The sequence below is a fragment of the Dactylosporangium thailandense genome, from assembly GCF_059739745.1.
In genome coordinates, this window is the sequence record NZ_AP029195.1 from 9,002,382 (window position 1) to 9,023,158 (window position 20,777).

Genomic DNA, 20,777 nt, shown 5'->3' on the forward strand with positions numbered 1-20,777 from the left:
CATGCGGTTGGGTTTGGAGACGTGACGAGCATGCTGGAAGACGAGCTCCGCGATACGTTCGCGGCCAAGGCGGGCAGCCCCCCGCCGGGGTCGCTGGCGTCGCTGGACGGGTTCGCCGACGCCGCCATCCAGGGCGCCGCGCGGGTCCGCCGGCGGCGGCGCGCCGCGGTGACCGGGCTGACCGGGATCGTCGCGTTCGCCGTGGCCTCCGTCGCGATGCTGCACACGCTGACCGCCGGCGCGCCCGGTGGCTCGCCACAGCCGCCCGGGCCGCTCGCCCAGGAGAGCCCCACCCAGCGCCCGTCCACCGCCGGCACCCCGACCGCCCCGGTCACCTCGTCGGACATGCGCGAGGTCACCGCCATCGGCCCGAGCGCCGAGGCGGCCACCCGGGTCCGGCTGCAGCTGCCCGCCAAGAGCACCGTCACCGCGGCCTACCAGGCCAAGGACGGCTACCTGGTGGTCAACACCCAGCCCGACGGCGACAAGCAGCTCGTCCTGCAGGACGACGACGAGCGGCAGCAGGTGCTGGTCGACGACGCCACCAACATCGCGGTGGCCAAGGACGGCAGCACCGTGGCCTGGGCGTCCAAGGGCAAGATGAACGTCGGCACCCGCAGCGACCAGAACGCCAAGACGATCACCCAGGGCCCCTCCGTCACGGTGCTGCCCAACACCGAGCCGGTCACCTTCGTCGGCACGAACCTGGTGGTCAGCAACGACGACAAGGGCTTCGACGTCTGGCACACCGAGCGGGGGTACAGCCCGACCTGGGACAACACCGTGGTGCGGGTCTTCGGCGGCACCCAGGACAACAACGGCGTCTACGCCGAGCTCAAGCCGGCCGGCGCCGCGGACACCGCGATGTGCCTGGCCCAGCTCCAGTTCGACCAGCCGTTCAAGATCATGAAGAAGGCCTGCGGGCTGCCGGTCGCGGCGCCGGCCGGCGCGCGCATCTCCCCCGACGGCCGCTGGCTCGCCTATCCGGTCGTGGGCCTGAAGCAGGTCGCGATCCTGGACCTGACCGCGGTGTTCAACCCCGGCTTCAAGGCCAAGCTGTGGAATCTCGCCGTCACCACCAAGACCATGTGGCTCAACGCCAAGACCTTCGTGGTCGACAACAGCAAGAAGTTCCTGAAGCTCGACCCCACCGGCCAGGCGGACCAGGTCGACCAGCTGGACCAGGAGAGCGACGGGGTCGTGCTCATCGAACCGCTCGCGGCGCAGTAAAGGTTCATAAACTGGGGGCGTGCGAATCGATCTCCACGCCCACTCCACCGCCAGCGACGGCACGTCGACCCCGGCCGAGCTGGTCGGGGAGGCGGCCGCGGCGGGGCTGGACGTCCTCGGGCTCACCGACCACGACACCACCGGCGGCTGGGCCGAGGCCTTCGCGGCCCGCCCCGGCGGCCTCACCCTGGTGCCCGGGGCCGAGCTGTCGCTGCGCTGGCACGGCGGCGCGAGGCCGATCGGCCTGCACATGCTCGCCTACCTCTTCGACCCCACCGACGCGCCCCTGACCGCCGAGCTCGCCCGGGTGCGGGCCGCCCGCGAGACCCGCGCCGAGCGGATGACCCACCTGCTGCGCGCCGACGGCATCGACGTCACCTGGGACGAGGTGCGCGACTACGCCGGCGGCGGCACCGTCGGCCGCCCGCACCTGGCCCAGGCCCTCATGCGCCGCGGCCTGGTCGGCAGCGTCACGGAGGCCTTCCAGCCGGAGTGGCTCGGGGCCCGCTACCGCATCCCGAAGGACGACATCGACGTCTTCGAGGGTCTGCGGCTGATCCTGGGCGCGGGCGGGGTGCCGGTCTTCGCGCACCCGCGGGCCAGCGTGCGCGGGCCGATCGTGCCCGACTCGCTCATCGTCGAGCTGGCCGCCGCCGGGCTCTTCGGCCTGGAGGCCGACCACACCGACCACAGCCCGCGGGAGCAGGCCGAGATGCACGCGCTCGCCGAGCGGCTGGGCCTGGTCACCACCGGCAGCAGCGACTACCACGGCACCCACAAGACCGTCCGGCTCGGCGCCCGCACCACGGCGCCCGAGGTGCTGGAGCGCATCGTCGCGGCCGGGCGGGGAAGCGACGTGGTGGGGTGACGACGGAGTACAGCGGGACCGGCGACCCGCGGCGCAGCATCGACCTGCTGTGGGGGCGGCTGCCGGCCGCGGCGGCCCGGCGCGGCCCTCGGCCCAAGTTCACCGTGCCGGGGATCGTCGCCGTCGCCGTGGCGCTCGCCGACGCCGAGGGGCTGGCCGCGGTGTCGATGCGCCGGGTGGCGCAGCGGCTCGGGGTGACGGCGATGTCGCTGTACACGTACGTGCCCAGCAAGGCCGAACTGCTCGACGTGATGGTGGACGCGGTCAGCGGCGAGGCGGTCCGGGAGGCCCACGCGGCCGGGGGCTGGCGCGAGCGGCTCACCGAGGTGGCCCGCACCAACTGGGAGCTCTACCGCCGCCATCCCTGGCTGCTGCAGGTGGCGACGAGCCGGCCGGTCCTGGGGCCGAACAGCATCGCGAAGTACGACTTCGAACTGCGCGCCTTCGAGGGCACCGGAGTGTCCGATGTGGACACCGACCAGCTGCTGAGCCTGGTGCTCGACTACGTCACCGGCGCGGCGCGGGCCGCGGTGCTGGCCGATCAGGCCGAGCAGCGCACCGGCCGCAGCGACACGGAGTGGTGGGAGGCGTGGGCGCCGCTGCTCTCCGAGGTCCTCGACCCGGCCCGCTTCCCGACCGCGGCGCGCGTGGGCCAGGCGGCCGGGGAGGAGTACGGCGCCGGCGACCCCGTGCGCGCGTTCACGTTCGGCCTGCAGCGGGTGCTCGACGGCATCGCACGGTTCATGCCGCCGAGCACCCCCTGATCAGCGCAGGGTCGTGTAGATGGCCTTGGTGAGCGTGCCGTTGGCGTCGTCACCGTCGAGCGACCAGATCATCGCGCCGCCGTAGCCGGCGAGGCGGACGTACAGACCCTTCTGAGCCACGACGATCGGGTCGTCGAAGGTCCAGAACGTCGTGCCGTTGAACAGCCACGCGTGGCCGGACAGCAGGTCGTGGTAGACCTTGTAGCCCTGCTGCGGCAGCGTCGCGAGCACCTTGTAGTCCTCGTTGCCCGCCGCCCACGTGCCCGGCGCCGGTCCGGTCGCCGTCTGGAACAGGCCGTTCTTGGCGTTCGTGACGCCGGTCCAGCCCTGGCCGTAGTACGGCACGCCGAGCACGAGCTGCTTCTTGGGCGCGCCGCGGTCGGTCCACGCCTTGAGCGACGTCGACCCGCTGAAGTCCGGCGTCGTGGGCGCGTTGCGCGGCACGAAGAGCGCGGACTGCTGGTTGGTGGTGGTCTCCCAGGTGCCGTGGTAGTCGTAGCCCTGGACCGAGCCGAAGTCGAGGTACTTGAAGATCTTGTTCGCCTCGAAGCCGGCGTCGATCTTCGCCGGGGAGGCCGGCAGGAACGCCGTCAGCGTCGCCTTCTTGCCCAGCTGCTTGCGGAACTCCGCGACGAGCTTGGTGAAGTTCTGCTTGTCCTCGGGCCGGATCACGTTGCCCGGGTTGCCCTCGGAGCCGGGCCACTCCCAGTCGAGGTCGAAGCCGTCGAACACGCCGGTCGACATGAACGTGTCGATGCAGGACTTCACCAGCGCCTGGCGCGACGCGTCGGTCAGCGCGGCGTCGGAGAAGTTCGCCGACAGGGTCCAGCCGCCCAGCGACATGAGGACCTTGAGGCCGGGGTGCATGGCCTTGAGCTTGCGGAGCTGGTTGAAGTTGCCGGCGAGCGGCTGGCCGGCCTCGTCGGCCTTGCCGTCGACGCTCTCCGCCGCGGACACCGGGCGCTGGTAGTCGGCCCACGGGTCGACGGACTCGCACTTGCCGGCCGCGTTGACGCCGCCGAACGCGTAGTTGATGTGGGTCAGGCGCGAGGCCTGCCCGCTGGTCTCGAGATTCTTGACGAAGTACGAGCGGCCGTAGATGCCCCACTGGATGAAGTACCCGACCCGCTTGTACTCGTCCTGGTGCGCGGCACCGTGGGCGTCGGCCGCCGTCGCGGGCGCGAGGGCCAGCGACGTCACCGCCAGCGCGGCCGCGACCCCCGCCAGGAGCCTGCGTTTGCCCATGGACCCTCCATCTGTAAGGAAAGTTTGCTGTTCTCTGGCAACGTAGGGGCGGCATTCGATGACGTCAAGACCCTGGTATCCGCTCGATACGGGCCTGCTACGACAATCCGGTCGTGGATGTGAAACTCTTCGGCGAAGTGTTCGTGACGCTGCTCGTGATCCTCGATCCCCCGGGCGCCGTGCCGATCTTCCTCGCCCTCACCGGCCAGCTCGAACGCCGCGCCCGGCACCGCGCGGCGCTGCAGGCGGTGCTGCTCGCGCTCGGCGTCATCGTCGCCTTCGCGGTGCTGGGCCGGCAGATCCTCGGCTACCTGCACATCGACCTGCCCGCGCTGCAGGGCGCCGGCGGCCTGCTCCTGCTGCTCGTGGCGCTGGAGCTGCTCACCGGCAAGACCGACGACCCGCGGCACGAGGTGACGTCGAACGTGGCCCTCGTGCCGCTGGGCACGCCGCTGCTGGCCGGGCCGGGCGCGATCGTCGCCACGATGCTGTTCGTGCGGCGGGCCCACTCCTTCGCGGGCTACTCGGCCATCGCGGTGGGCATCATCGCCGTGATGCTGGTGGTGTACCTCGTGCTGCGCTTCTCCGGCGTGCTCGTGCGCATCCTGCGGCCGAGCGGCATCGAGGTCGTCACCCGGATCGCCGGCCTGCTGGTGGCCGCGATCGCCGTGCAGCTGCTGGCCGACGCCATCGGGGCGTTCGTGACCACCTATCTGCACTCACCGCACTGACGTTTTGTCGTACCCCGATGGCAGGATGCTCGGTGTGGAGCAGTTGGGATTGTTCGCACCGCCGCCGCGCCTGTTCACCTGCACGCCCAGCAAACTCGGCAGCTACGAGGACTGCCCGCGCCGCTACCGGTTCACCTACGTCGACCGCCCCGCCCCGCAAAAGGGGCCGCCGTGGGCACACAACTCCCTCGGCGCATCGGTGCACACGGCCCTCAAGAACTGGTATGCGCTCGAGCCCGGGCGCCGGGTGCCGGAGGCGCTGCCGGGCCTGCTGAAGGCGACCTGGGTCCGCGAGGGCTACCAGGACGACGCGCAGGAGCGGGAGGTCTACCGGCGGGCGCTGGGCTGGCTCGAGTCCTATGTGGAGTCACTCGACCCGGCCGAGGAGCCCGTGGGGGTGGAGCGGACGGTCGCGGCCCGCACCGAGACCCTGGCGCTGTCGGGCCGCGTGGACCGGATCGACCAGCGCGGCGACGAGCTCGTGATCGTCGACTACAAGACGGGGCGGGGCGGGGTCTCGCAGGACGACGCGCGCGGGTCCCGGGCGCTGGCGCTGTATGCGATCGCGACCGCCCGGGTGTTCCGCAAGGCCTGCCGCCGGGTCGAGCTGCACCATCTGCCGACCGGGACGGTGGCGGCATTCGAGCACACGGATGCGTCCCTGGAACGGCACCTGCGCCGCGCCGAGGCCACCGCCGCGGACATCCTGGCCGACTCGGACTTCGCCCCGCGCACGGGCCCGCAGTGCTCGTGGTGCGACTACCGCAAGGTCTGCCCGGAGGGATCCTCGTCGCCGCCCAAGGATCCGTGGACCGCGGTGACGGGGTGACGGCCCATGCGCTTCGGGATCTGCGTCTGCACGCTCGGGGACTTCGCGGAGCCGTCGCTGGTGGTCGACGTGGCCGTTGCCGCCGAGGCCGCCGGCTGGGAATACCTGTTCGTCTGGGACCACCTCGCCTTCGCCTGGGGCGTGCCGTCCGCTGATCCCTGGGTGACGCTGGCCGCCGTCGCGCAGGCCACCTCGGCCATCCGGATCGGCACCGCGGTCACTCCCCTGCCCCGGCGGCGGCCGGCCGTGGTGGCCAGCGCCGTCGCGACCCTCGATCGGCTCAGCCGCGGGCGGGTCGTGCTCGGGGTGGGCCTCGGGGGCGTCGATGCCGAGTTCACGGCCTTCGGCGAGTCGGCCGACCTCAAGGAGCGGGCCCGGCTGCTCGACTCCGGACTGTCGATCGTCGGCGGGCTGCTCGGCGGGCAGAGCGTCTCCGGGGTCAGCCTCGCGCCGCCGCCGGTGCAGCGGCCCCGGCCGCCGATCCTCGTCGGCGGGGACAGCAAGGCGGCGCTGCGGCGGGCCGCCCGGTGGGACGGATGGCTCGCCGCCGGGGACGGCGAGACGGGGATGAGCGTTTCGCCCGCCGCCATCGCCGAGTCCGTCGCATACATCCGGGGCCAGCGGGCGTCGCCGTTCGACGTGATGCTCACCGGCCAGTCCGCCGGGCCGGACGATCCGATCCTCGCCGAGTATGCCGGCGCCGGGGTCACGGTCTGGCTCGAGCACATCCACGGGCGGCGGGGGCCGCTCGCGGAGCTCATGCGCCGCGTGGCGGACCGCTAGACGAAGGAGATGATGGGCAGGCCGCACACGATGAGCAGGACCACGTAGCCGGTGATCATCGCCGCCAGGGCCAGGCCGGCGCCCGGGCGTTGCTCGCGCCGGCACTGGGACCACGCGATGTGGCCCATCAAGATGCCGAACGGGGGTAGCAGGACGGCGCAGATCAGGGCGGCTACCGCCAGGCCGTTGACTCGCACCTGAGAACCATTTCACAGGGTCCGGGCCACGGATAGCCGGATACCCGCCGGTAACTTCATGGGCAGGAGCCCACCAACGGAGGTCCGCCATGGCTCGTCTCGCTCGGACGCCCGGGCTCAGCGATGTGCAGCAGTCGATGCTCGAGACCGTGCGGGCGTTCGTCGACAAGGAGATCATCCCGCACGCTCAGCGGCTCGAGCACGACGACGTCTACCCGGACGACATCGTGGCCGGCATGCGGGAGATGGGGCTGTTCGGGCTCACCATCGCCGAGGAATACGGCGGGCTCGGCGAGTCGCTGCTCACCTACGCCCTCGTGGTCGAGGAGCTCTCCCGCGGGTGGATGTCCGTGTCCGGGATCGTGAACACGCACTTCATCGTGGCCTACCTCGTCGCCCAGCACGGCTCCGACGAGCAGAAGCAGCGGTTGCTGCCCCTGATGGCGACCGGCGAGGTGCGCGGGGCGTTCTCGATGTCCGAGCCGGGCACCGGGTCGGACGTGGCCGCGATCCGCTCCAAGGCCGTCGCCGACGGCGACGACTGGGTGCTCGACGGGCAGAAGATGTGGCTCACCAACGGGGCACAGTCCTCCGTCGTCGCCACGCTCGTGAAGACCGAGCTCGGGGCCGAGTCCGTCTACGGGAACATGACGACGTTCCTGCTGGAGAAGGAGCCCGGGTTCGGGCTCAGCGAGCGCCTGCCCGGGCTGAACATCCCCGGGAAGATCGAGAAGATGGGGTACAAGGGCGTCGAGACCACCGAGATGGTGCTCGACGGCGTCCGGGTGCCCGGCTCGGCGGTGCTCGGCGGCGCGGACAAGGCCGGCCGCGGCTTCTACCAGATGATGGACGGCATCGAGGTCGGGCGGGTCAACGTGGCCGCGCGGGCCTGCGGCATCTCCATCCGGGCGTTCGAGCTCGCGATCGCCTACGCCCAGCAGCGGCACACGTTCGGCCAGCCGCTGGTCAAGCACCAGGCGATCGCGTTCAAGCTGGCCGAGATGGCCACGAAGATCGAGGCGTCGCACGCGCTCATGGTCGGGGCCGCCCGGCTCAAGGACGCCGGGCAGCGCAACGACGTCGAGGCGGGCATGGCCAAGCTGCTGGCCAGCGAGCACTGCGCGGAGGTCGTCCAGGAGGCGTTCCGCATCCACGGCGGCTACGGGTACTCCAAGGAGTACGAGATCGAACGCCTCATGCGCGAGGCGCCCTTCCTGCTCATCGGCGAGGGCACCTCGGAGATTCAGAAGACCATCATCAGCCGGGGTCTGCTGCGGGACTACGGGGTGCGCTGAGCGCGTGCACCGCGCGGACGACCGCGATGCAGGTGTTCTCGAGGAAGTCGACGCCCGCGGCCTCGGCCAGGGCGCGGCCCGCGGGGCTGTAGATGTCCTGCTGCAGCCAGATCGCGGGCGCGCCGATGGCGAGCGCGTCCTTCACGACCTGGGTCGCGTCGGCCGACGGGCGGAACACGTTGACCAGGTCGACCGGGAACGGGATGTCGGCGAGCCGGCGGTAGGCGCGCTCCCCGAAGATCTGGTCCGCGAACGGGTTCACGGGCACGATGCGCCAGCCGTGCAGCTGGATCTGCAGGGGCACCGCGTGAGCCGTCTTCGAGCGATCCCGGGAGGCGCCCACGACCGCGATCGTCCGGGCCTCGCGCAGGATCTGTTCAGCGCTGCGCATGCCCCCCAACCTAGCGCGCCGCCACCGCCCCGCACCCGGCCCGCACCACTCGCCCCGCGCCCCGCCCCGCGCCCCGCGACGCGCCCCGCGCCGTGCGCCTCGGCCCATGCCGTGCGCCTCGGGTTGCGTCCGGCACCGCGCGGGCTCAGCCGGCGGCGAGGATCGGGCGGGGACCGCCGTGCAGGCCGGCGGCGAGGCGGGCGCCGAGCAGCAGGCCGTGGACGCGTCCGGCCTCGACCGGGTCGCCGATCGCGCCGCGGACGCGCGCGTGGGACTGGTAGTAGCCGAGCAGGTCGGTCAGGAACAGCAGGCTCGCGTCGACGCCGGACGGGCGCAGGGTGACCGGGTGGCGGCGACCCGCGACGAGCAGGTCGAGCCGCGGATTGGCGCGGTCGCCGTTGAGCTCGACGGCTTCGATGCGCTCCCACGGGTACCGCCGCCCCCGCACTTCCACCCCGTCCGGGCTCAGCCGCAGCACGGAGGCGCCCACGGCCAGGCGCACCGACAGCTGGACGCCGACGAGGGCGGGCGGCGCGGCGAGGGCCGCGGCGACGGCCCACCCCAGCGGGTCGCCGGTGAGCAGCAGGGCCGTGATCACGAGCGTCACGGCGAGGGCGAACGCGCGCCCGGCCCGGGCCGCGACGAGCCCCCGCGGCGCGAAGAACTCCCAGCCGGGGCGGGCCTCGGGCTCCTCGCGGCGGCGCAGGTCGGTGAGCAGCTGGTCGAGCCCGATGAGCGCGACGGCGATGAGGCCGAAGACGACGTACCCACCGGACACGAACGCGTGCACGAGGGCGCCGGCGGCCCCCCACCACCACCGACGGCGCGACGACCCAGGCCCAGCGCATGCATTCCAGGCTAGGAACGGCCGGGGCGGGCCGCGTCGGGCGATCAGGTGGCCTGGCGGGCGAGGGTGCCGCGCAGCCGGACGAGCTCCTCCGGGGTGCCGATCTCGGGGCGCTGCTGCGGATGCTCGACGTAGGTGTGGATCGCCCGGAACAGGAACCACAGCGACACGTCCAGCGGCACGTCCTGGCCCGGCTGGAAGCGCTTCACGCGGGCGCCCTCGATGAGCTCCGGGCGGGTGACCGTCCACAGCTGGTGCTCCGGCCCCGGCCCGAGCGCCGCCCAAGGCACGAAGCTGCGGCCGCCGTCGACCGCGATCCCACCCCGGGTGAGCAGGAGCGGCCCGCTGCGGATCATGCGGAACAGCAGCAGGAGCACGGTGCAGCCGTTGACGACCAGGATCGCCCAGGCCATCGTGGGCACGATCCGGCCGGCGACCCGCATCCCGTTGAGCGCCATCAGCAGCAGGGCGGCGCTCAGCAGGCCGTTGAACAGGCACTGGCGGCGGAACGCGGGCAGCGCGGCGAAGGCCGGCTCCCCGCGGTACACCGTCAGCTTGAAGGTCGACGGCCCCCGGGTGCTGCGGGTGAGCTGGACGAGCCCCACCACGATGCCGAGCACGGTCAGCGGCTGGAGCACGAGGATCAGCGGCAGGAACGCCTCGGGCTCGCCGGACAGCAGCACGACCTCGCACGCCGCCCCGACAGTGGCCGGCGGCGTCAGCAGCACGACGTAGTCAGCCGGACGAGCCCCCATACGGCCAAACATAGCCAGCAAACCTGGGCATTCGCTGATGACGGGTCCGTGTCGGCGTCAGCGGTACTGCGCCTCACGCACGCTGTTGCCGCCGTCGATGACGAGCATCTGGCCGGTGATGTACGACGCGCCGGGCGAGCACAGGAAGGCGATCGTGGCCGCGACCTCCTCCGGCGTGCCGGGCCGCCCCATCGGCGTGCCGAAGCCCTGCTTGAGCTCGACGAGCGTGGACGCGCCGGTGTGGATGATGCCGGGGGCGACGGCGTTGACCGTGATCCCGTCGGCGACGAGCTCCATGGCCAGCGCGCGGGTCAGCCCGACGACGCCGGCCTTGGCCGCGGCGTACCCGGCCTCGGCCGGCAGCGCGTTCACCGGCCCGGCGGTCGCGGCGAGGTTCACGATGCGGCCCCAGCCGTGCTCGGCCATGCCGCCGACGAAGGCCCGGCTGACCAGGAACGCGGTGGTGAGGTTGCGGTCGATCTCGGCCCGCCACTCCTCGTAGGTCAGCTGGGCGACCGGGCGCAGCACCTCGGGGCTGGCCTTGCTGGCCAGGCCGGCGTTGTTGACGAGGATGTCGACCGCGCCGAGCTGGTCGAGCACGGCGTCGGCGAGCGCGCCGACCTCGGCCTCGACGGTCAGGTCGGCGACGAAGCCGATCACGCCGAGCTCGCTGGCCCGGTCGTGGATGCGCCGGGTGGTGGAGACGATCGCGACGGCGGCGCCCATCTGCTTGAGCCGGCGGGCCGTGGCGTAGCCGATGCCGTCCGGGCTGCCCGCGCCGGTGACCAGGGCGACCCGTCCGTCGAGCCGATCGATCGCGGCCGGGGTCTCCTCCTCGGCGGTGTCGCCGGCGAGGTCGGGACCGCTGGACGGTACGGCTCGCAGGGTGCGGCGCGCGGAGGACGGCCGGCTCGCGTCGCGCCGGCCGCTCTTGCCGGCGGGGCCGCTGGAACGTAGGTCGGGTGCCATACGGCAAATCCTGCCTGCCGGACGCGCCACCGGGCAATGCGACGCGCGTTTTCTCAGTTCGGCGGGGTGAAGACGGTGCCGCGTTTCATCCCTGCGGCGCGCCCCTTGGCCGCGATGACCAGGGCCATCTTGCGGGAGGCCTCGTCGATCATCTCGTCGCCGAGCATGACGGCGCCGAGGCGGCCGCCCTCCTCGGAGGTGTAGTAGTCGTACGCGTCGAGAATCAGCTCGGCGTGGTCGTAGTCGTCCTGGGCGGGCGAGTACACCTCGTTGGCCGCATCGATCTGCCCCGGGTGCAGCACCCACTTGCCGTCGAAGCCCAGCGCGGCGCTGCGCCCGGCGACCTCGCGGAACGCGTCGACGTCGCGGATCTGCAGGAACGGGCCGTCGACGGCCTGCAGGTCGTGCATGCGGGCGGCCATCAGGATGCGCATGAGGATGTAGTGGTACGGGTCGCCCGGGTAGCCGGGGATGAGCCCGCCCACGACCAGCGACTTCATGTTGATCGAGGCCATGAAGTCGGCCGGGCCGAAGATGATGGTCTCGAGGCGCGCGCTGGCCGCGGCGATGGCGTCGACGTTGACCAGCCCGGCGGCGTTCTCGATCTGCGCCTCGATGCCGATCGTGTTCGGCTCGAGCCCCAGGGTCTTCTCGATCTGGGTCAGCGTCAGGTCGAGCCATTCGATCTGACCGGCGCTCTGCACCTTGGGCAGCATGATGGCGTCGAGGTTCTCGCCGGCGCCCTCGACGACCTCGATGACGTCGCGGTACGTCCACGGCGTCGTCAGGTCGTTGACCCGCACGACGCGCGTCTTGCCCGCCCAGTCGCCGTCGTTGAGGGCCGCCACGATGTTCTTGCGCGCCTCGGGCTTGGCCAGCGGCGCGACGGCGTCCTCGAGATCGAGGAACACCTGGTCGGCCGGCAGCCCCTGGGCCTTGGCCAGCATCTTCACGCTGGAGCCGGGCACGGCGAGGCACGAACGGCGCGGGCGTCCCAGGGCGGCCATCGACGGCTCCTTAGTCAAGGTTCAGGCGGCTACCAAACGGTAACCTCGACGCGTGAGTACACAGAACTCCCCTGTGGGAGATCTCACCGGCCGTACGGTGGTCATCACCGGGGCCAGCTCCGGCATCGGCCTGGCCGCCGCGATCGACATGGCCAGGCGCGGCGCGAACACCGTGCTCGTCGGGCGCAACCCCGCCCGGCTCGAGGCCGCGGCCGCCGCGGTCTCCCAGGCGGGCGGAGGCCGGACGGCCCCCGCGTACCGCAGCGACTTCGCCAGACTCGACGACGTCCACGTGCTCGTCGACCACCTGCGCCAGCGCTACCAGCGCATCGACGTGCTGGCCAACAACGCGGGCGGCGTCGTGCGCGGCCACCAGATCACCCCCGACGGCTTCGAGGCGACCCTGCAGACCAACCACCTCGCGGCGTTCCTGCTCAGTAGTCTCCTGCGCGAACAGCTCCGCGGGGGCCGGATCATCAACACCGCCTCGGGCGCGCACGCGATGGGCGCCCTCGACCCCGCCGACCTGCGCGGCGCCCGGAAGCGGGGGTTGTGGCGGCAGTACGGCTCCGCGAAGCAGGCGAACATCCTCTTCGCCGCCGAGGCGTCCCGCCGCTGGCCGGACATCATGTCGGCGTCGTACCACCCGGGCTTCGTGCGCAGCCGCTTCGGCTCCTCGATCGGCGTGAACAGGGCGGCGAGGCTGGCCCCGTTCGCGCGCAGCCCGGAGCGCGGGGCGGACACGCTGGTGTGGCTGGCCGCGACTCCGGCCTCGCAGCTGACGTCGGGCGGGTACTACATGGATCGCAAGCTGATCCGCCCCTCCCGCGACACCGACAGCCCCGCGCTGGCGGGCCGCCTGTGGGAGGAGAGCCTGCGGGCCGTCGGTCTGGGGTGATGCCTTGGTTACTCAGCGCCGTTTTCGATCTTGTCGGAGCGTGATCGATTAGGTGGCGGTGGGTAAACTGAGGTTTGGAAAAGGAGGGCGCGACCGGGTTCTTCTCGCAGCTCAACGACCCCGTGCGCCGCGGACTTTGTGCAGGCGGAACGGGCGGCGGGGGATGCGGGTGGCGGGAGTCGGGCGCGGCGGGGCGGCCTGGGAGTCGTCGGGCATGTCCGCGGAGGCGCCGGCCGGGGTGAGACGGCTGACGACGCAACGCTCGGCCCATGCTCGGACGAGATCGTCGGCGGCGCCGGAGCTGTTGAGGCGCTTGCCGGCGAGCTGGGGGACGAGTTCGGTCCACGCCTCGTCGGACGGGGCGACGCGGGTGACGTCGGCGGAGAAGGTGACGATCCGGCCGCCGTGATCGCCGCGGAGGCTGACGTCGGCGGTTGCGGCCTCGGACAGGCCGGGGATCGCCTGCTCGCCCTCGCCGGTGACTACGAGCAGGGCGCCACCCAGCCAGGCGCACCAGGCGAGGGTTGGGGGGCGGCCGGCGACGGCGATCCAGGCTACTGCGGCTTTCTTTGCCGCCTCCTCGACCAGTGCGTCCATGTTTCACATCCAATCACGATCGGGGGTGATGGGGCCGCTGGCGTTGGTGTCGATCCGGGCGTGCTGAGGCTGTCGGCCGGGGCGTTGGCTTTTCGCGCGTCGCGCGGGGCGCTGCCAAGCGGGTCGGGGGCGGGGTCTTGCGCCGTCGGGGCCTTACCCTGGCCGCCGTTGCCGGGAGTCGCCGCGCCCGCCCTGGTCGCCGGTTTTCGCATCGCGGGCGGGGTCGGGGGCGCGGATCTTGCGCCGTCGGGGCCTGCGTCACCCTGGCCGTCGCTGCCCGGCGGCGCCGCGTCCAGCACGGCCGCCACGACCGCCCTGGTCGCCGCACGCGGCCGCCGCAGCCGCTGACCGCGCCCGTTTTGTGCCGACTCGCCGTGTTGCCGGACCCGCGTCTGCGGCACCCGCTTTTGCGTCCGCATCGCTCGGGCGGCCTGACCTGTGCCTGCCCGCCTGCGCCTGCGCGCCCTGCGCCGCCTGCGCTACGCGCTTGGCCCCGTGCCGGACGGCCGTCGTGGCGCGCCGCCGACCCTGCGCCACGAGCCGCCGCGGCTCGCCGCCGGACGAAAGCGCCGTTGGCGCTGCGCCGCAAGCCGCCGCGGCACACCGCCGGGCGAAAGCGCCGCTGGCCCTGCCCGGCGAGCCGCACGATCGCCGAGGCGCGCCGCCGGCCCCGAGCTGCGAGCCGCCCGAGCACCGTCGAACAGAAGCGGAGCAATTCGGGAAAAGGGCGATTTATGCGGAAATTTGCGGTCGCGGCGCCGCGTCGCGGTACTCGGTCGACGTGTAGCGCAGGGCCTCGACCTGCGCCGGCCACTCCCCCGCCGCCCACCCGCCCTTGCGCAACAACGCATCCACGAACTGCTCAACATCCGGCAGCTTGGCCCACACCGCCGGCAAAAACGTCGCCCGCCGCGTGCCATCCCACAGAATCAGCCCGTCCTCGCCCGGCCGCAGAACCGCCAGCAGCGCCGATCGGGACTCCGCGGCAACCGGCTCCGGCCGGCCCAGCACCGACACCTTCACGTCCAGCCCCGGCCAGTCCTCGGCGGTCACCGGAGGCAGCCGCGGATCGCGCATCGCCTGCACGGCGTTGCGCACGACATCACGGTGCAGCGGCTGGACCGGCTCCAGGCTGCCCACGCACCCCCGCAGCACCCCGGCCCGCTCCAGGGTCACAAAGGACGCGCCGTCGCGGCGGAGGGGGCTGTCCAGCGGAATCGTCGCGGCCAGCGGCGAGCCCGTGAGCCGTGCGTGCACCGCGTCCGCCGCCAGGCGGGCGAGGTACCGGCCATCCGTCAGCGACAACGTCGCCGTCACGGTCACGCCCCCAGAATAGGCCCGGCCCGCACCGAACGGGGGACGAAAGGCGTCAGGCGACCAGCTCGCGAGCGCCCACGAGCTCCGGGATGACCTCGAGGCTCGTCACCACCGGGCCGCGCCAGTCGGGCTCGGCGTGGAAGGTCAGGTGGGCGCCCAGGTCCGGCGCGCGCAGCTGGATCGCGGTCAGGCCGAAGCGCGCCGCGCCCGTGAGCTCGCGGCTGCCGCCGTCGCCCACGTACAGGCAGCGGTCCGGGTCCACGTCGAGCTGGGCGCAGGCGGTGGCGTACATCGCGGCGTGGGGCTTGGTGTGCCCGACCTGGCAGGAGTACACGGCGGCGTCGATCACGTCGGCCAGCGGCGTGCGCGGCAGCACGAGCGGGAGCTCGAACCAGCAGTCGCTCACGATCGCGATGCGCACGCCGGCCGCCCGCAGCGCGTGCAGGACCCCGAGGGTCTCCGGGCGCAGCGGGGCGTCGGCCTGCACGGTGGCCAGCCGCAGCTCCGCCGCCTCGCGTAACTGGGCGGTCGTCGGCTCCACGCCGAGCTCGGTGCACAGGCGGCGCAGGCCCGCGAGGTGGCTGCCGTAGCCGCCTCGGGCCCGCTCGTCGTAGGTCCGGTCGAGCACGGACAGCCACTCGGCCGGGTCGACGCCGAGCACCTCGGCGGTGCGGCGGTGCCCCCCACTCCGGCGAACCGCGCTGGTACATGTGTTGTAGTAGTCGAAACAGACAGCCTGTATCACCGATCGGTCCCCCTTGCATCCTCCGAACGGTGTACCTGGTCCCTCCGGGCGTGTCGCGTCGGGTCAACGACAATTCGCACCATGCGCAAGGTCGGTCTTTCCACCGTCGTCGCTCTCGTCGTCGCGATCGTGGCGGTGTCGGCCTCGGCGCCCATGATCGCATTCGCGGCCGCCCCCGCGCTCGCCATCGCGTTCTGGCGCAACGCGCTGGGCGCCGCGGCGCTGGCGCCGGTGGCCCTGCGGCACGGGGGTGCCCGGCCCGAGCGGCGGTCGCTCGGCGTCACCGCGCTGTCCGGGGTGTTCCTGGCCGTGCACTTCGGCACCTGGGTACCGAGCGCCAAGCTGACCAGCGTGGCGATGTCGGTCGCGCTGGTCTCGACCACCCCGGTGTGGACGGCGCTGGTCGCGGCGGTCCGGGGCGTGCGGGTGCCGGGCAGCACCTGGACCGGCATCGGGATCGCGGTCGCGGGCGTCGCGCTGGCCACCGGCGCCGACCCGGACCTGTCGGGGCGGGCGCTGCTGGGTGACGCGCTGGCGCTGGCCGGCGGGATGGCCTCGGCCGGGTACACGCTGCTCGGCGAGCGCGCGCGGGCCAGCCTCACGACGAGCGTGTACGCGTCGATCTGCTACGGCATCTGCGCGGCGCTCATCGTCGTCGTGTGCCTTGCGACGGGGGCGGCGCTGTGGGGGTACACCTGGAGCACCTGGCTGGCGATCGCCGGCATGACGATCGGGCCCCAGCTGCTCGGCCACACCCTGATCAACTATGCGCTGCACCGGGTCAGCGCCACGACGGTCGCGGTCCTGCTCCTGCTGGAGGTGCCGGGCGCGCTGGTCATCGCGTGGGTGCTGCTCGGGCAGCTGCCGGCCGCACGGACGCTGCCGGGCATCGCGCTGCTGCTGGCGGGCGTCGCCGTGGTGGTCCTCGGCGGCCGGCGCCGTCAGCCGACGAACGGCGGCACGATCGTCTCGCCAGAGGCGATCGGCACCATGTAACCCGAGACCGTGACCGTGCCGGTCCACGGCGGCCGGCGCCGTCAGCCGACGAACGGCGGCACGATCATCTCGCCAGAGGCGATCGGCACCACGTGACCCGAGACCGTGACCGTGCCGGTCCACGGCGGCCGGCGCCGTCAGCCGACGAACGGCGGCACGATCATCTCGCCAGAGGCGATCGGCACCACGTGACCCGAGACCGTGGCCGACACGGCCGCGCCCGCCCGCGCCGTCACCGTGCAGTGCAGGGCCGACGGTCGATGCATTTCAAGACCTTGGGCGATTTCGTACCGGCTCAGCCCGTCGCCCGCCACCAGCCCGCTCGTCACCAGCCACACGCCGAGCCCCAGCGCGGCCGAGCCGGTCGCCGGGTCCTCGGGCACGCCGACCTCGGGCACGAGCACCCGCACGTGCGCGAGCTGCCGCTCGGCGTCCCAGTGCAGGACGCTCAGGTTGTCCACGGGACGCCGCAGCCGCAGCCGGCTCACGGCCTCGTCGGTGACCGACAGGAACGTGAACTCCAGCCCGCACCCGGCCTTGCGGGGCGCCGGGCCGACGTGGTCGGCCTCGGTGAGCCCGATCGACTCCAGCAGCGGCAGCGGGTCCAGGGCGGGCCCGACGGTCGGGGTGGCGCCGGTGACGGTCGCGGCGCCGTGCACCTCGTCGACGTGGATCGGCAGCAGCCCCGCCCCGCACTCCTGCACCACGTCGGGGCCCTTGATCACGCCGTTGCGCACGAGGGTCACCGCGCAGCCGACCGTCGGGTGCCCGGCGAAGGGCAGTTCGGTCCCCGGTGTGAAGATCCGGGCACGGTACGTCGCATCGGTCCCCGGCGTCGGCGGCAGCACGAAGATCGTCTCGGAGAGGTTGAACTCCCGCGCGATCGCCTGCATCTGCTCGGTCGCGAGGTCCTGGGCGTCGAAGACGATCGCCAGGGGGTTGCCCGTGAAGGGCCGGTCGGTGAAGACGTCGACGATCGCGTACCGCACCATGCTCATGAACGCAGCCTAGGGGGCTCAGGTCACTGAGGTTCGGTCCAACGCCTGCTTTGTGGCCTGCTTCAGTAGGCTTGAGCCTCGTGAGTACTGCGCCGCGGGTCTACATCGCGCGCCTCGCGGGCCTGAGCGTGTTCGATCCGAACGGCGACCAGGTCGGCCGGGTGCGTGACGCCGTCGCCCGGGCCCGCCCCGGCAACCAGCCGCCCCGGGTGGTCGGGCTGGTCGCCGAGATGCCCATGCGCCGGCGCATCTTCCTGCCGATCGGCCGGATCACCGCGCTCGAGCCCGACGCCGTGGTGCTCAACACCGGCACGCTCAACCTGCGCCGCTTCGAGAAGCGCCCGGGCGAGCTGCTGGTGCTGGAGGACTTCATGGACCGGCACGTGACCGTGGCCGCGACCGGGCGGACGGGGGCCGTGGTCGACGTGGCCATGGACGCCGATCGCACCGGCGAGTGGTCGCTGTCGCGGGTGGCGGTGCGCGAGTTCACCGGGCGGCTCACCCGCCGCGGCCACCTCAACCAGCTCGAGTGGTCCGAGGTGACCGGGCTCGCCGGGGAGCCGCAGACGCAGGGCACCGCGGGGCTGCTCGCGGTGCTGGACAACATGCGCCCCGCCGACCTCGCCAACGTGCTGCAGGACCTCTCCGAGTCCCGGCGGGTCGAGGTCGCCGCGGCGCTGGACGACGAGCGCCTCGCCGACGTGCTCGAGGAGCTGCCGGAGCACGACCAGCTGGAGATCATCACCGCGCTGGAGCCGCAGCGCGCCGCGGACGTGCTGGAGGAGATGGACCCGGACGACGCCGCCGACCTGCTCGCCGAGATGCCCAAGCCCGAGCAGGAGGTGCTGCTGGACCTCATGGAGCCCGACGAGGCCTCCCCGGTCCGGGCCCTGCTGGAGTACGAGCCGGGCACGGCCGGCGCGGTCATGACCTCGGAGCCGATCGTGATGGCGCCCGACGCGACAGTGGCCGAGGCCCTGGCCCGCATCCGGGAGCCGCAGCTGTCGCCGGCGGTCGCGGCCGGCGTGTTCGTCACGCGCCCGCCGATGGCCACGCCGACGGGGCGGTACCTCGGCGTCGTGCACTTCCAGCGGCTCCTGCGCGAACCGCCGTCCGCCCTGCTCGGCGGCGTGGTCGACAACGACATCGACCCGCTGGCGCCCCGCACGACGCTGGCCGAGATCACGCGCCGCATGGCGACCTACAACCTGGTGGTGATGCCTGTGGTCGACGACAACGACAAGCTGGTCGGCGCGGTCACCGTCGACGACGTGCTCGACCACCTGCTGCCCGAGGACTGGCGCGACCGCGACCACGCCGAGCCCCTGCCCATCGCGATGCCGGGCACACATGGTGGTACCCATGGCTGAGCGCCGGCGGCTCGACCAGCCGCGCGCCTCCCGGATCACGCTGCCCCGCTTCGATCCGGAGGCCTTCGGGCAGTGGTCGGAGGGGATCGCCCGCTTCATGGGCACGGCGAAGTTCCTCGTCTACATGACGATCGTGATCCTGGCCTGGATCGCCTGGAACACGCTCACCCCGAAGAGCTGGCAGTTCGATCCGTACACCTTCACGTTCCTCACGCTCATCCTGTCCCTGCAGGCCTCGTACGCCGCGCCGCTGATCCTGCTCGCGCAGAACCGCCAGGCGGACCGGGACCGGCTCGCGTCGGAGGAGGATCGCCGGCGCGCGGCCGCGCAGAAGGCGGACACGGAGTACCTGGCGCGGGAGATCGCGGCGCTGCGCATCGCGCTCGGCGAGGTGGCGACCCGCGACTTCCTGCGCTCGGAGCTGGCCCGGGTCGCGGAGGAGCTGGACGAGGCGGCCGACCGGCGGGCGAAGGCGGAGCGCAAAAAGGTGCGCAAGGCGCTCGGCTCGCTGGCCGATCCGCTGGGCGCGGACGAGCCGGACGACGTCGTGGACTCCGACGAGCCGCCGCGCCGCCGCTCCCGCCGGGACTGACCAGCATTCGGGACTGAGCAGCAATACGCCGCGCGCCTCAAGGGGCTAGGCGCGCGGCGTTGTAAACGATGATCCCACCGTCTCCGGTACGCGGACAAGCCCCCTGAGGCGCACACAGGTGACATCATTCGCTTACCGGGCGTGTGACGCGTTCCTCGTGTGGGCTTGACGCGCCGGATACGGCGGGCTGCCCGACGTACCATGGCACCCATGTCTGCCCCGGCCACCACCGTCGAAGACGCGATCACCGCTGCGCTCGCGACTGTCGACGACCCCGAGATCCGCCGGCCCATCACCGAGCTGGGCATGGTCCGCGACGTCACCCTTCGCTCGGATGGCGTCGCCGCCATCGGCATCCTGCTCACCGTGGCCGGTTGCCCGCTGAAGGACAAGTTGCGCGCCGACATCACCCGGGCGGTCGGGGCCGTAGCCGGCGTCGCCGGGGTCGAGATCGAGTTCGGCGTGATGACCCCCGAGCAGCGCAAGGACCTGCAGACGAGCCTACGCGGGAACGTGCAGGAGCCGGTCATCCCGTTCTCCCAGCCCGGCTCGCGCACCCGCGTCTACGCGGTCGCCAGCGGCAAGGGCGGCGTCGGCAAGTCGAGCGTGACCGTGAACCTCGCGGCCGCGCTGGCCGCCCGGGGCCTGTCCGTGGGCGTGGTCGACGCCGACATCTACGGCCACTCGGTGCCCCGCATGCTGGGCGCCGATGGCAAGCCGACGCAGGTCGAGTCCATGATCATGCCGCCGTCGGCGCACGGCGTGAAGGTCATCTCGATCGGCATGTTCACCCCGGGCAACGCCGCCGTCGTCTGGCGCGGCCCGATGCTGCACCGCGCGCTGCAGCAGTTCCTGGCCGACGTGTACTGGGGCGACCTGGACGTGCTCCTGCTGGACCTGCCCCCGGGCACCGGCGACGTGGCCATCTCGCTCGCCCAGCTGCTGCCCTCGGCCGAGATCCTGGTCGTGACGACCCCGCAGGCCGCCGCGGCCGAGGTCGCCGAGCGGGCCGGCTCGATCGCGCTGCAGACGCACCAGCGCATCGTCGGCGTCGTGGAGAACATGTCCTGGCTGGAGCTGCCGGACGGGCAGCGCATGGAGGTCTTCGGGGCCGGCGGCGGGCAGACGGTCGCCGACTCGCTGAGCCAAGCGGTCGGGGCGAAGGTGCCGCTGCTGGGTCAGATCCCGCTCGACACGCGGCTGCGCGAGGCCGGCGATGCCGGGCTCCCGCTCGTGCTGGCGACCCCGGACGCGCCCGCGGCGCAGGCCCTGGCCGCGGTGGCGGACCGGCTGGCGCTGCGGCGCGAGAGCCTGGTGGGCAAGCCGCTGGGCCTCAAGCCCGCCGGGCGGTAG

The 20,777-nt window shown here is 72.7% G+C and carries 23 protein-coding genes; 12 read left to right on the plus strand and 11 right to left on the minus strand.

Going from position 1 to position 20,777, the window contains the following annotated elements:
• The first annotated feature begins 30 nt into the window (after nucleotides 1–30).
• Genes AC6JBM_RS40000 through AC6JBM_RS40010 form a run of 3 tightly spaced genes read left to right on the plus strand, consistent with a single transcriptional unit; the run spans nucleotide 31 to nucleotide 2,862 of the window.
• Nucleotides 31–1,230 carry a hypothetical protein gene (locus tag AC6JBM_RS40000; protein WP_497979032.1) on the plus strand — a complete coding sequence of 400 codons (1,200 nt, stop codon included), beginning with the start codon at nucleotides 31–33 and terminating at the stop codon, nucleotides 1,228–1,230.
• Between the two features lie 19 nt (nucleotides 1,231–1,249).
• Nucleotides 1,250–2,098, plus strand: a complete 849-nt coding sequence (locus AC6JBM_RS40005) for a PHP domain-containing protein (protein WP_497979033.1) — start codon at nucleotides 1,250–1,252, stop codon at nucleotides 2,096–2,098.
• Nucleotides 2,095–2,862: a TetR/AcrR family transcriptional regulator gene (locus AC6JBM_RS40010; protein WP_350612194.1), complete on the plus strand. Its 768-nt coding sequence runs from the start codon at nucleotides 2,095–2,097 to the stop codon at nucleotides 2,860–2,862. The genes AC6JBM_RS40005 and AC6JBM_RS40010 overlap by 4 nt, the downstream gene beginning before the upstream one ends.
• On the opposite strand, the gene AC6JBM_RS40015 is transcribed toward AC6JBM_RS40010, so the two are convergent.
• Nucleotides 2,863–4,107, minus strand: coding sequence for a glycoside hydrolase family 18 protein (locus AC6JBM_RS40015; protein ID WP_350612195.1), 1,245 nt, complete (start codon nucleotides 4,105–4,107; stop codon nucleotides 2,863–2,865).
• A gap of 113 nt (nucleotides 4,108–4,220) precedes the next feature.
• Between AC6JBM_RS40015 and AC6JBM_RS40020 the strand changes: the two genes are divergently transcribed.
• The 3 genes from AC6JBM_RS40020 to AC6JBM_RS40030 are packed head-to-tail and all read left to right on the plus strand — an operon-like array spanning nucleotide 4,221 to nucleotide 6,450.
• Nucleotides 4,221–4,838, plus strand: a complete 618-nt coding sequence (locus AC6JBM_RS40020) for a MarC family protein (protein WP_497979034.1) — start codon at nucleotides 4,221–4,223, stop codon at nucleotides 4,836–4,838.
• A gap of 25 nt (nucleotides 4,839–4,863) precedes the next feature.
• A complete protein-coding gene (locus AC6JBM_RS40025) occupies nucleotides 4,864–5,667 on the plus strand; it encodes a RecB family exonuclease (RefSeq protein WP_497979035.1) in 804 nt (267 codons plus the stop codon).
• A gap of 6 nt (nucleotides 5,668–5,673) precedes the next feature.
• Complete coding sequence (locus AC6JBM_RS40030) at nucleotides 5,674–6,450, plus strand: LLM class flavin-dependent oxidoreductase (protein WP_497979036.1); 777 nt, start codon at nucleotides 5,674–5,676, stop codon at nucleotides 6,448–6,450.
• Here the strand turns inward: AC6JBM_RS40030 and AC6JBM_RS40035 are convergent.
• Nucleotides 6,447–6,647: a DUF4190 domain-containing protein gene (locus AC6JBM_RS40035; RefSeq protein WP_497979037.1), complete on the minus strand. Its 201-nt coding sequence runs from the start codon at nucleotides 6,645–6,647 to the stop codon at nucleotides 6,447–6,449. The genes AC6JBM_RS40030 and AC6JBM_RS40035 overlap by 4 nt on opposite strands.
• Nucleotides 6,648–6,736: 89 nt before the next feature.
• On the opposite strand from AC6JBM_RS40035, the gene AC6JBM_RS40040 reads away from it, so the two are divergent.
• Entirely contained in the window at nucleotides 6,737–7,942 is a 1,206-nt protein-coding gene (locus AC6JBM_RS40040) for an acyl-CoA dehydrogenase family protein (protein ID WP_497979038.1), read from the plus strand.
• Here AC6JBM_RS40040 and AC6JBM_RS40045 read toward each other — a convergent pair.
• From AC6JBM_RS40045 to AC6JBM_RS40065, 5 genes are all read right to left on the minus strand, one after another.
• The gene (locus AC6JBM_RS40045; RefSeq protein WP_350612201.1) at nucleotides 7,905–8,333 is read right to left on the minus strand and encodes a CoA-binding protein; all 429 of its coding nucleotides are present in this window, start codon (nucleotides 8,331–8,333) and stop codon (nucleotides 7,905–7,907) included. The two genes, AC6JBM_RS40040 and AC6JBM_RS40045, sit on opposite strands and share 38 nt — an antisense overlap.
• A 145-nt stretch (nucleotides 8,334–8,478) precedes the next feature.
• Nucleotides 8,479–9,123 carry a hypothetical protein gene (locus tag AC6JBM_RS40050; RefSeq protein WP_497979039.1) on the minus strand — a complete coding sequence of 215 codons (645 nt, stop codon included), beginning with the start codon at nucleotides 9,121–9,123 and terminating at the stop codon, nucleotides 8,479–8,481.
• A 101-nt stretch (nucleotides 9,124–9,224) separates the two neighbouring features.
• Nucleotides 9,225–9,935 carry a hypothetical protein gene (locus AC6JBM_RS40055; protein WP_350612203.1) on the minus strand — a complete coding sequence of 237 codons (711 nt, stop codon included), beginning with the start codon at nucleotides 9,933–9,935 and terminating at the stop codon, nucleotides 9,225–9,227.
• Between the two features lie 57 nt (nucleotides 9,936–9,992).
• Entirely contained in the window at nucleotides 9,993–10,904 is a 912-nt protein-coding gene (locus tag AC6JBM_RS40060; RefSeq protein ID WP_350612204.1) for an SDR family NAD(P)-dependent oxidoreductase, read from the minus strand.
• Nucleotides 10,905–10,957: 53 nt separating this feature from the next.
• Nucleotides 10,958–11,911 carry an HpcH/HpaI aldolase/citrate lyase family protein gene (locus AC6JBM_RS40065; RefSeq protein ID WP_497979040.1) on the minus strand — a complete coding sequence of 318 codons (954 nt, stop codon included), beginning with the start codon at nucleotides 11,909–11,911 and terminating at the stop codon, nucleotides 10,958–10,960.
• 52 nt (nucleotides 11,912–11,963) lie between these two features.
• Between AC6JBM_RS40065 and AC6JBM_RS40070 the strand changes: the two genes are divergently transcribed.
• Nucleotides 11,964–12,809 (plus strand): SDR family NAD(P)-dependent oxidoreductase, encoded by an 846-nt coding sequence (locus AC6JBM_RS40070; RefSeq protein WP_497979041.1) that lies wholly within the window; start codon nucleotides 11,964–11,966, stop codon nucleotides 12,807–12,809.
• Nucleotides 12,810–12,920: 111 nt separating this feature from the next.
• On the opposite strand, the gene AC6JBM_RS40075 is transcribed toward AC6JBM_RS40070, so the two are convergent.
• From AC6JBM_RS40075 to AC6JBM_RS40085, 3 genes are all read right to left on the minus strand, one after another.
• The gene (locus AC6JBM_RS40075; RefSeq protein ID WP_497979042.1) at nucleotides 12,921–13,406 is read right to left on the minus strand and encodes a hypothetical protein; all 486 of its coding nucleotides are present in this window, start codon (nucleotides 13,404–13,406) and stop codon (nucleotides 12,921–12,923) included.
• Nucleotides 13,407–14,138: 732 nt separating this feature from the next.
• The gene (amrA, locus tag AC6JBM_RS40080) at nucleotides 14,139–14,729 is read right to left on the minus strand and encodes an AmmeMemoRadiSam system protein A (protein ID WP_497979043.1); all 591 of its coding nucleotides are present in this window, start codon (nucleotides 14,727–14,729) and stop codon (nucleotides 14,139–14,141) included.
• Between the two features lie 46 nt (nucleotides 14,730–14,775).
• Entirely contained in the window at nucleotides 14,776–15,468 is a 693-nt protein-coding gene (locus tag AC6JBM_RS40085) for an HAD family hydrolase (RefSeq protein ID WP_497979044.1), read from the minus strand.
• Nucleotides 15,469–15,549: 81 nt separating this feature from the next.
• On the opposite strand from AC6JBM_RS40085, the gene AC6JBM_RS40090 reads away from it, so the two are divergent.
• A complete protein-coding gene (locus AC6JBM_RS40090) occupies nucleotides 15,550–16,464 on the plus strand; it encodes a DMT family transporter (RefSeq protein ID WP_497979045.1) in 915 nt (304 codons plus the stop codon).
• Nucleotides 16,465–16,601: 137 nt separating this feature from the next.
• Here the strand turns inward: AC6JBM_RS40090 and AC6JBM_RS40095 are convergent, their stop codons facing one another.
• Nucleotides 16,602–17,462: a PhzF family phenazine biosynthesis protein gene (locus tag AC6JBM_RS40095; RefSeq protein ID WP_497979046.1), complete on the minus strand. Its 861-nt coding sequence runs from the start codon at nucleotides 17,460–17,462 to the stop codon at nucleotides 16,602–16,604.
• A gap of 80 nt (nucleotides 17,463–17,542) precedes the next feature.
• On the opposite strand from AC6JBM_RS40095, the gene AC6JBM_RS40100 reads away from it, so the two are divergent.
• From AC6JBM_RS40100 to AC6JBM_RS40110, 3 genes are all read left to right on the plus strand, one after another.
• Nucleotides 17,543–18,832, plus strand: coding sequence for a magnesium transporter MgtE N-terminal domain-containing protein (locus AC6JBM_RS40100; RefSeq protein ID WP_497979047.1), 1,290 nt, complete (start codon nucleotides 17,543–17,545; stop codon nucleotides 18,830–18,832).
• On the plus strand, nucleotides 18,825–19,424 hold the full coding sequence (locus tag AC6JBM_RS40105; protein ID WP_497979048.1) for a DUF1003 domain-containing protein: 600 nt from the start codon (nucleotides 18,825–18,827) through the stop codon (nucleotides 19,422–19,424). The genes AC6JBM_RS40100 and AC6JBM_RS40105 overlap by 8 nt, the downstream gene beginning before the upstream one ends.
• A 210-nt stretch (nucleotides 19,425–19,634) precedes the next feature.
• Nucleotides 19,635–20,777, plus strand: a complete 1,143-nt coding sequence (locus AC6JBM_RS40110; RefSeq protein WP_497979049.1) for an Mrp/NBP35 family ATP-binding protein — start codon at nucleotides 19,635–19,637, stop codon at nucleotides 20,775–20,777.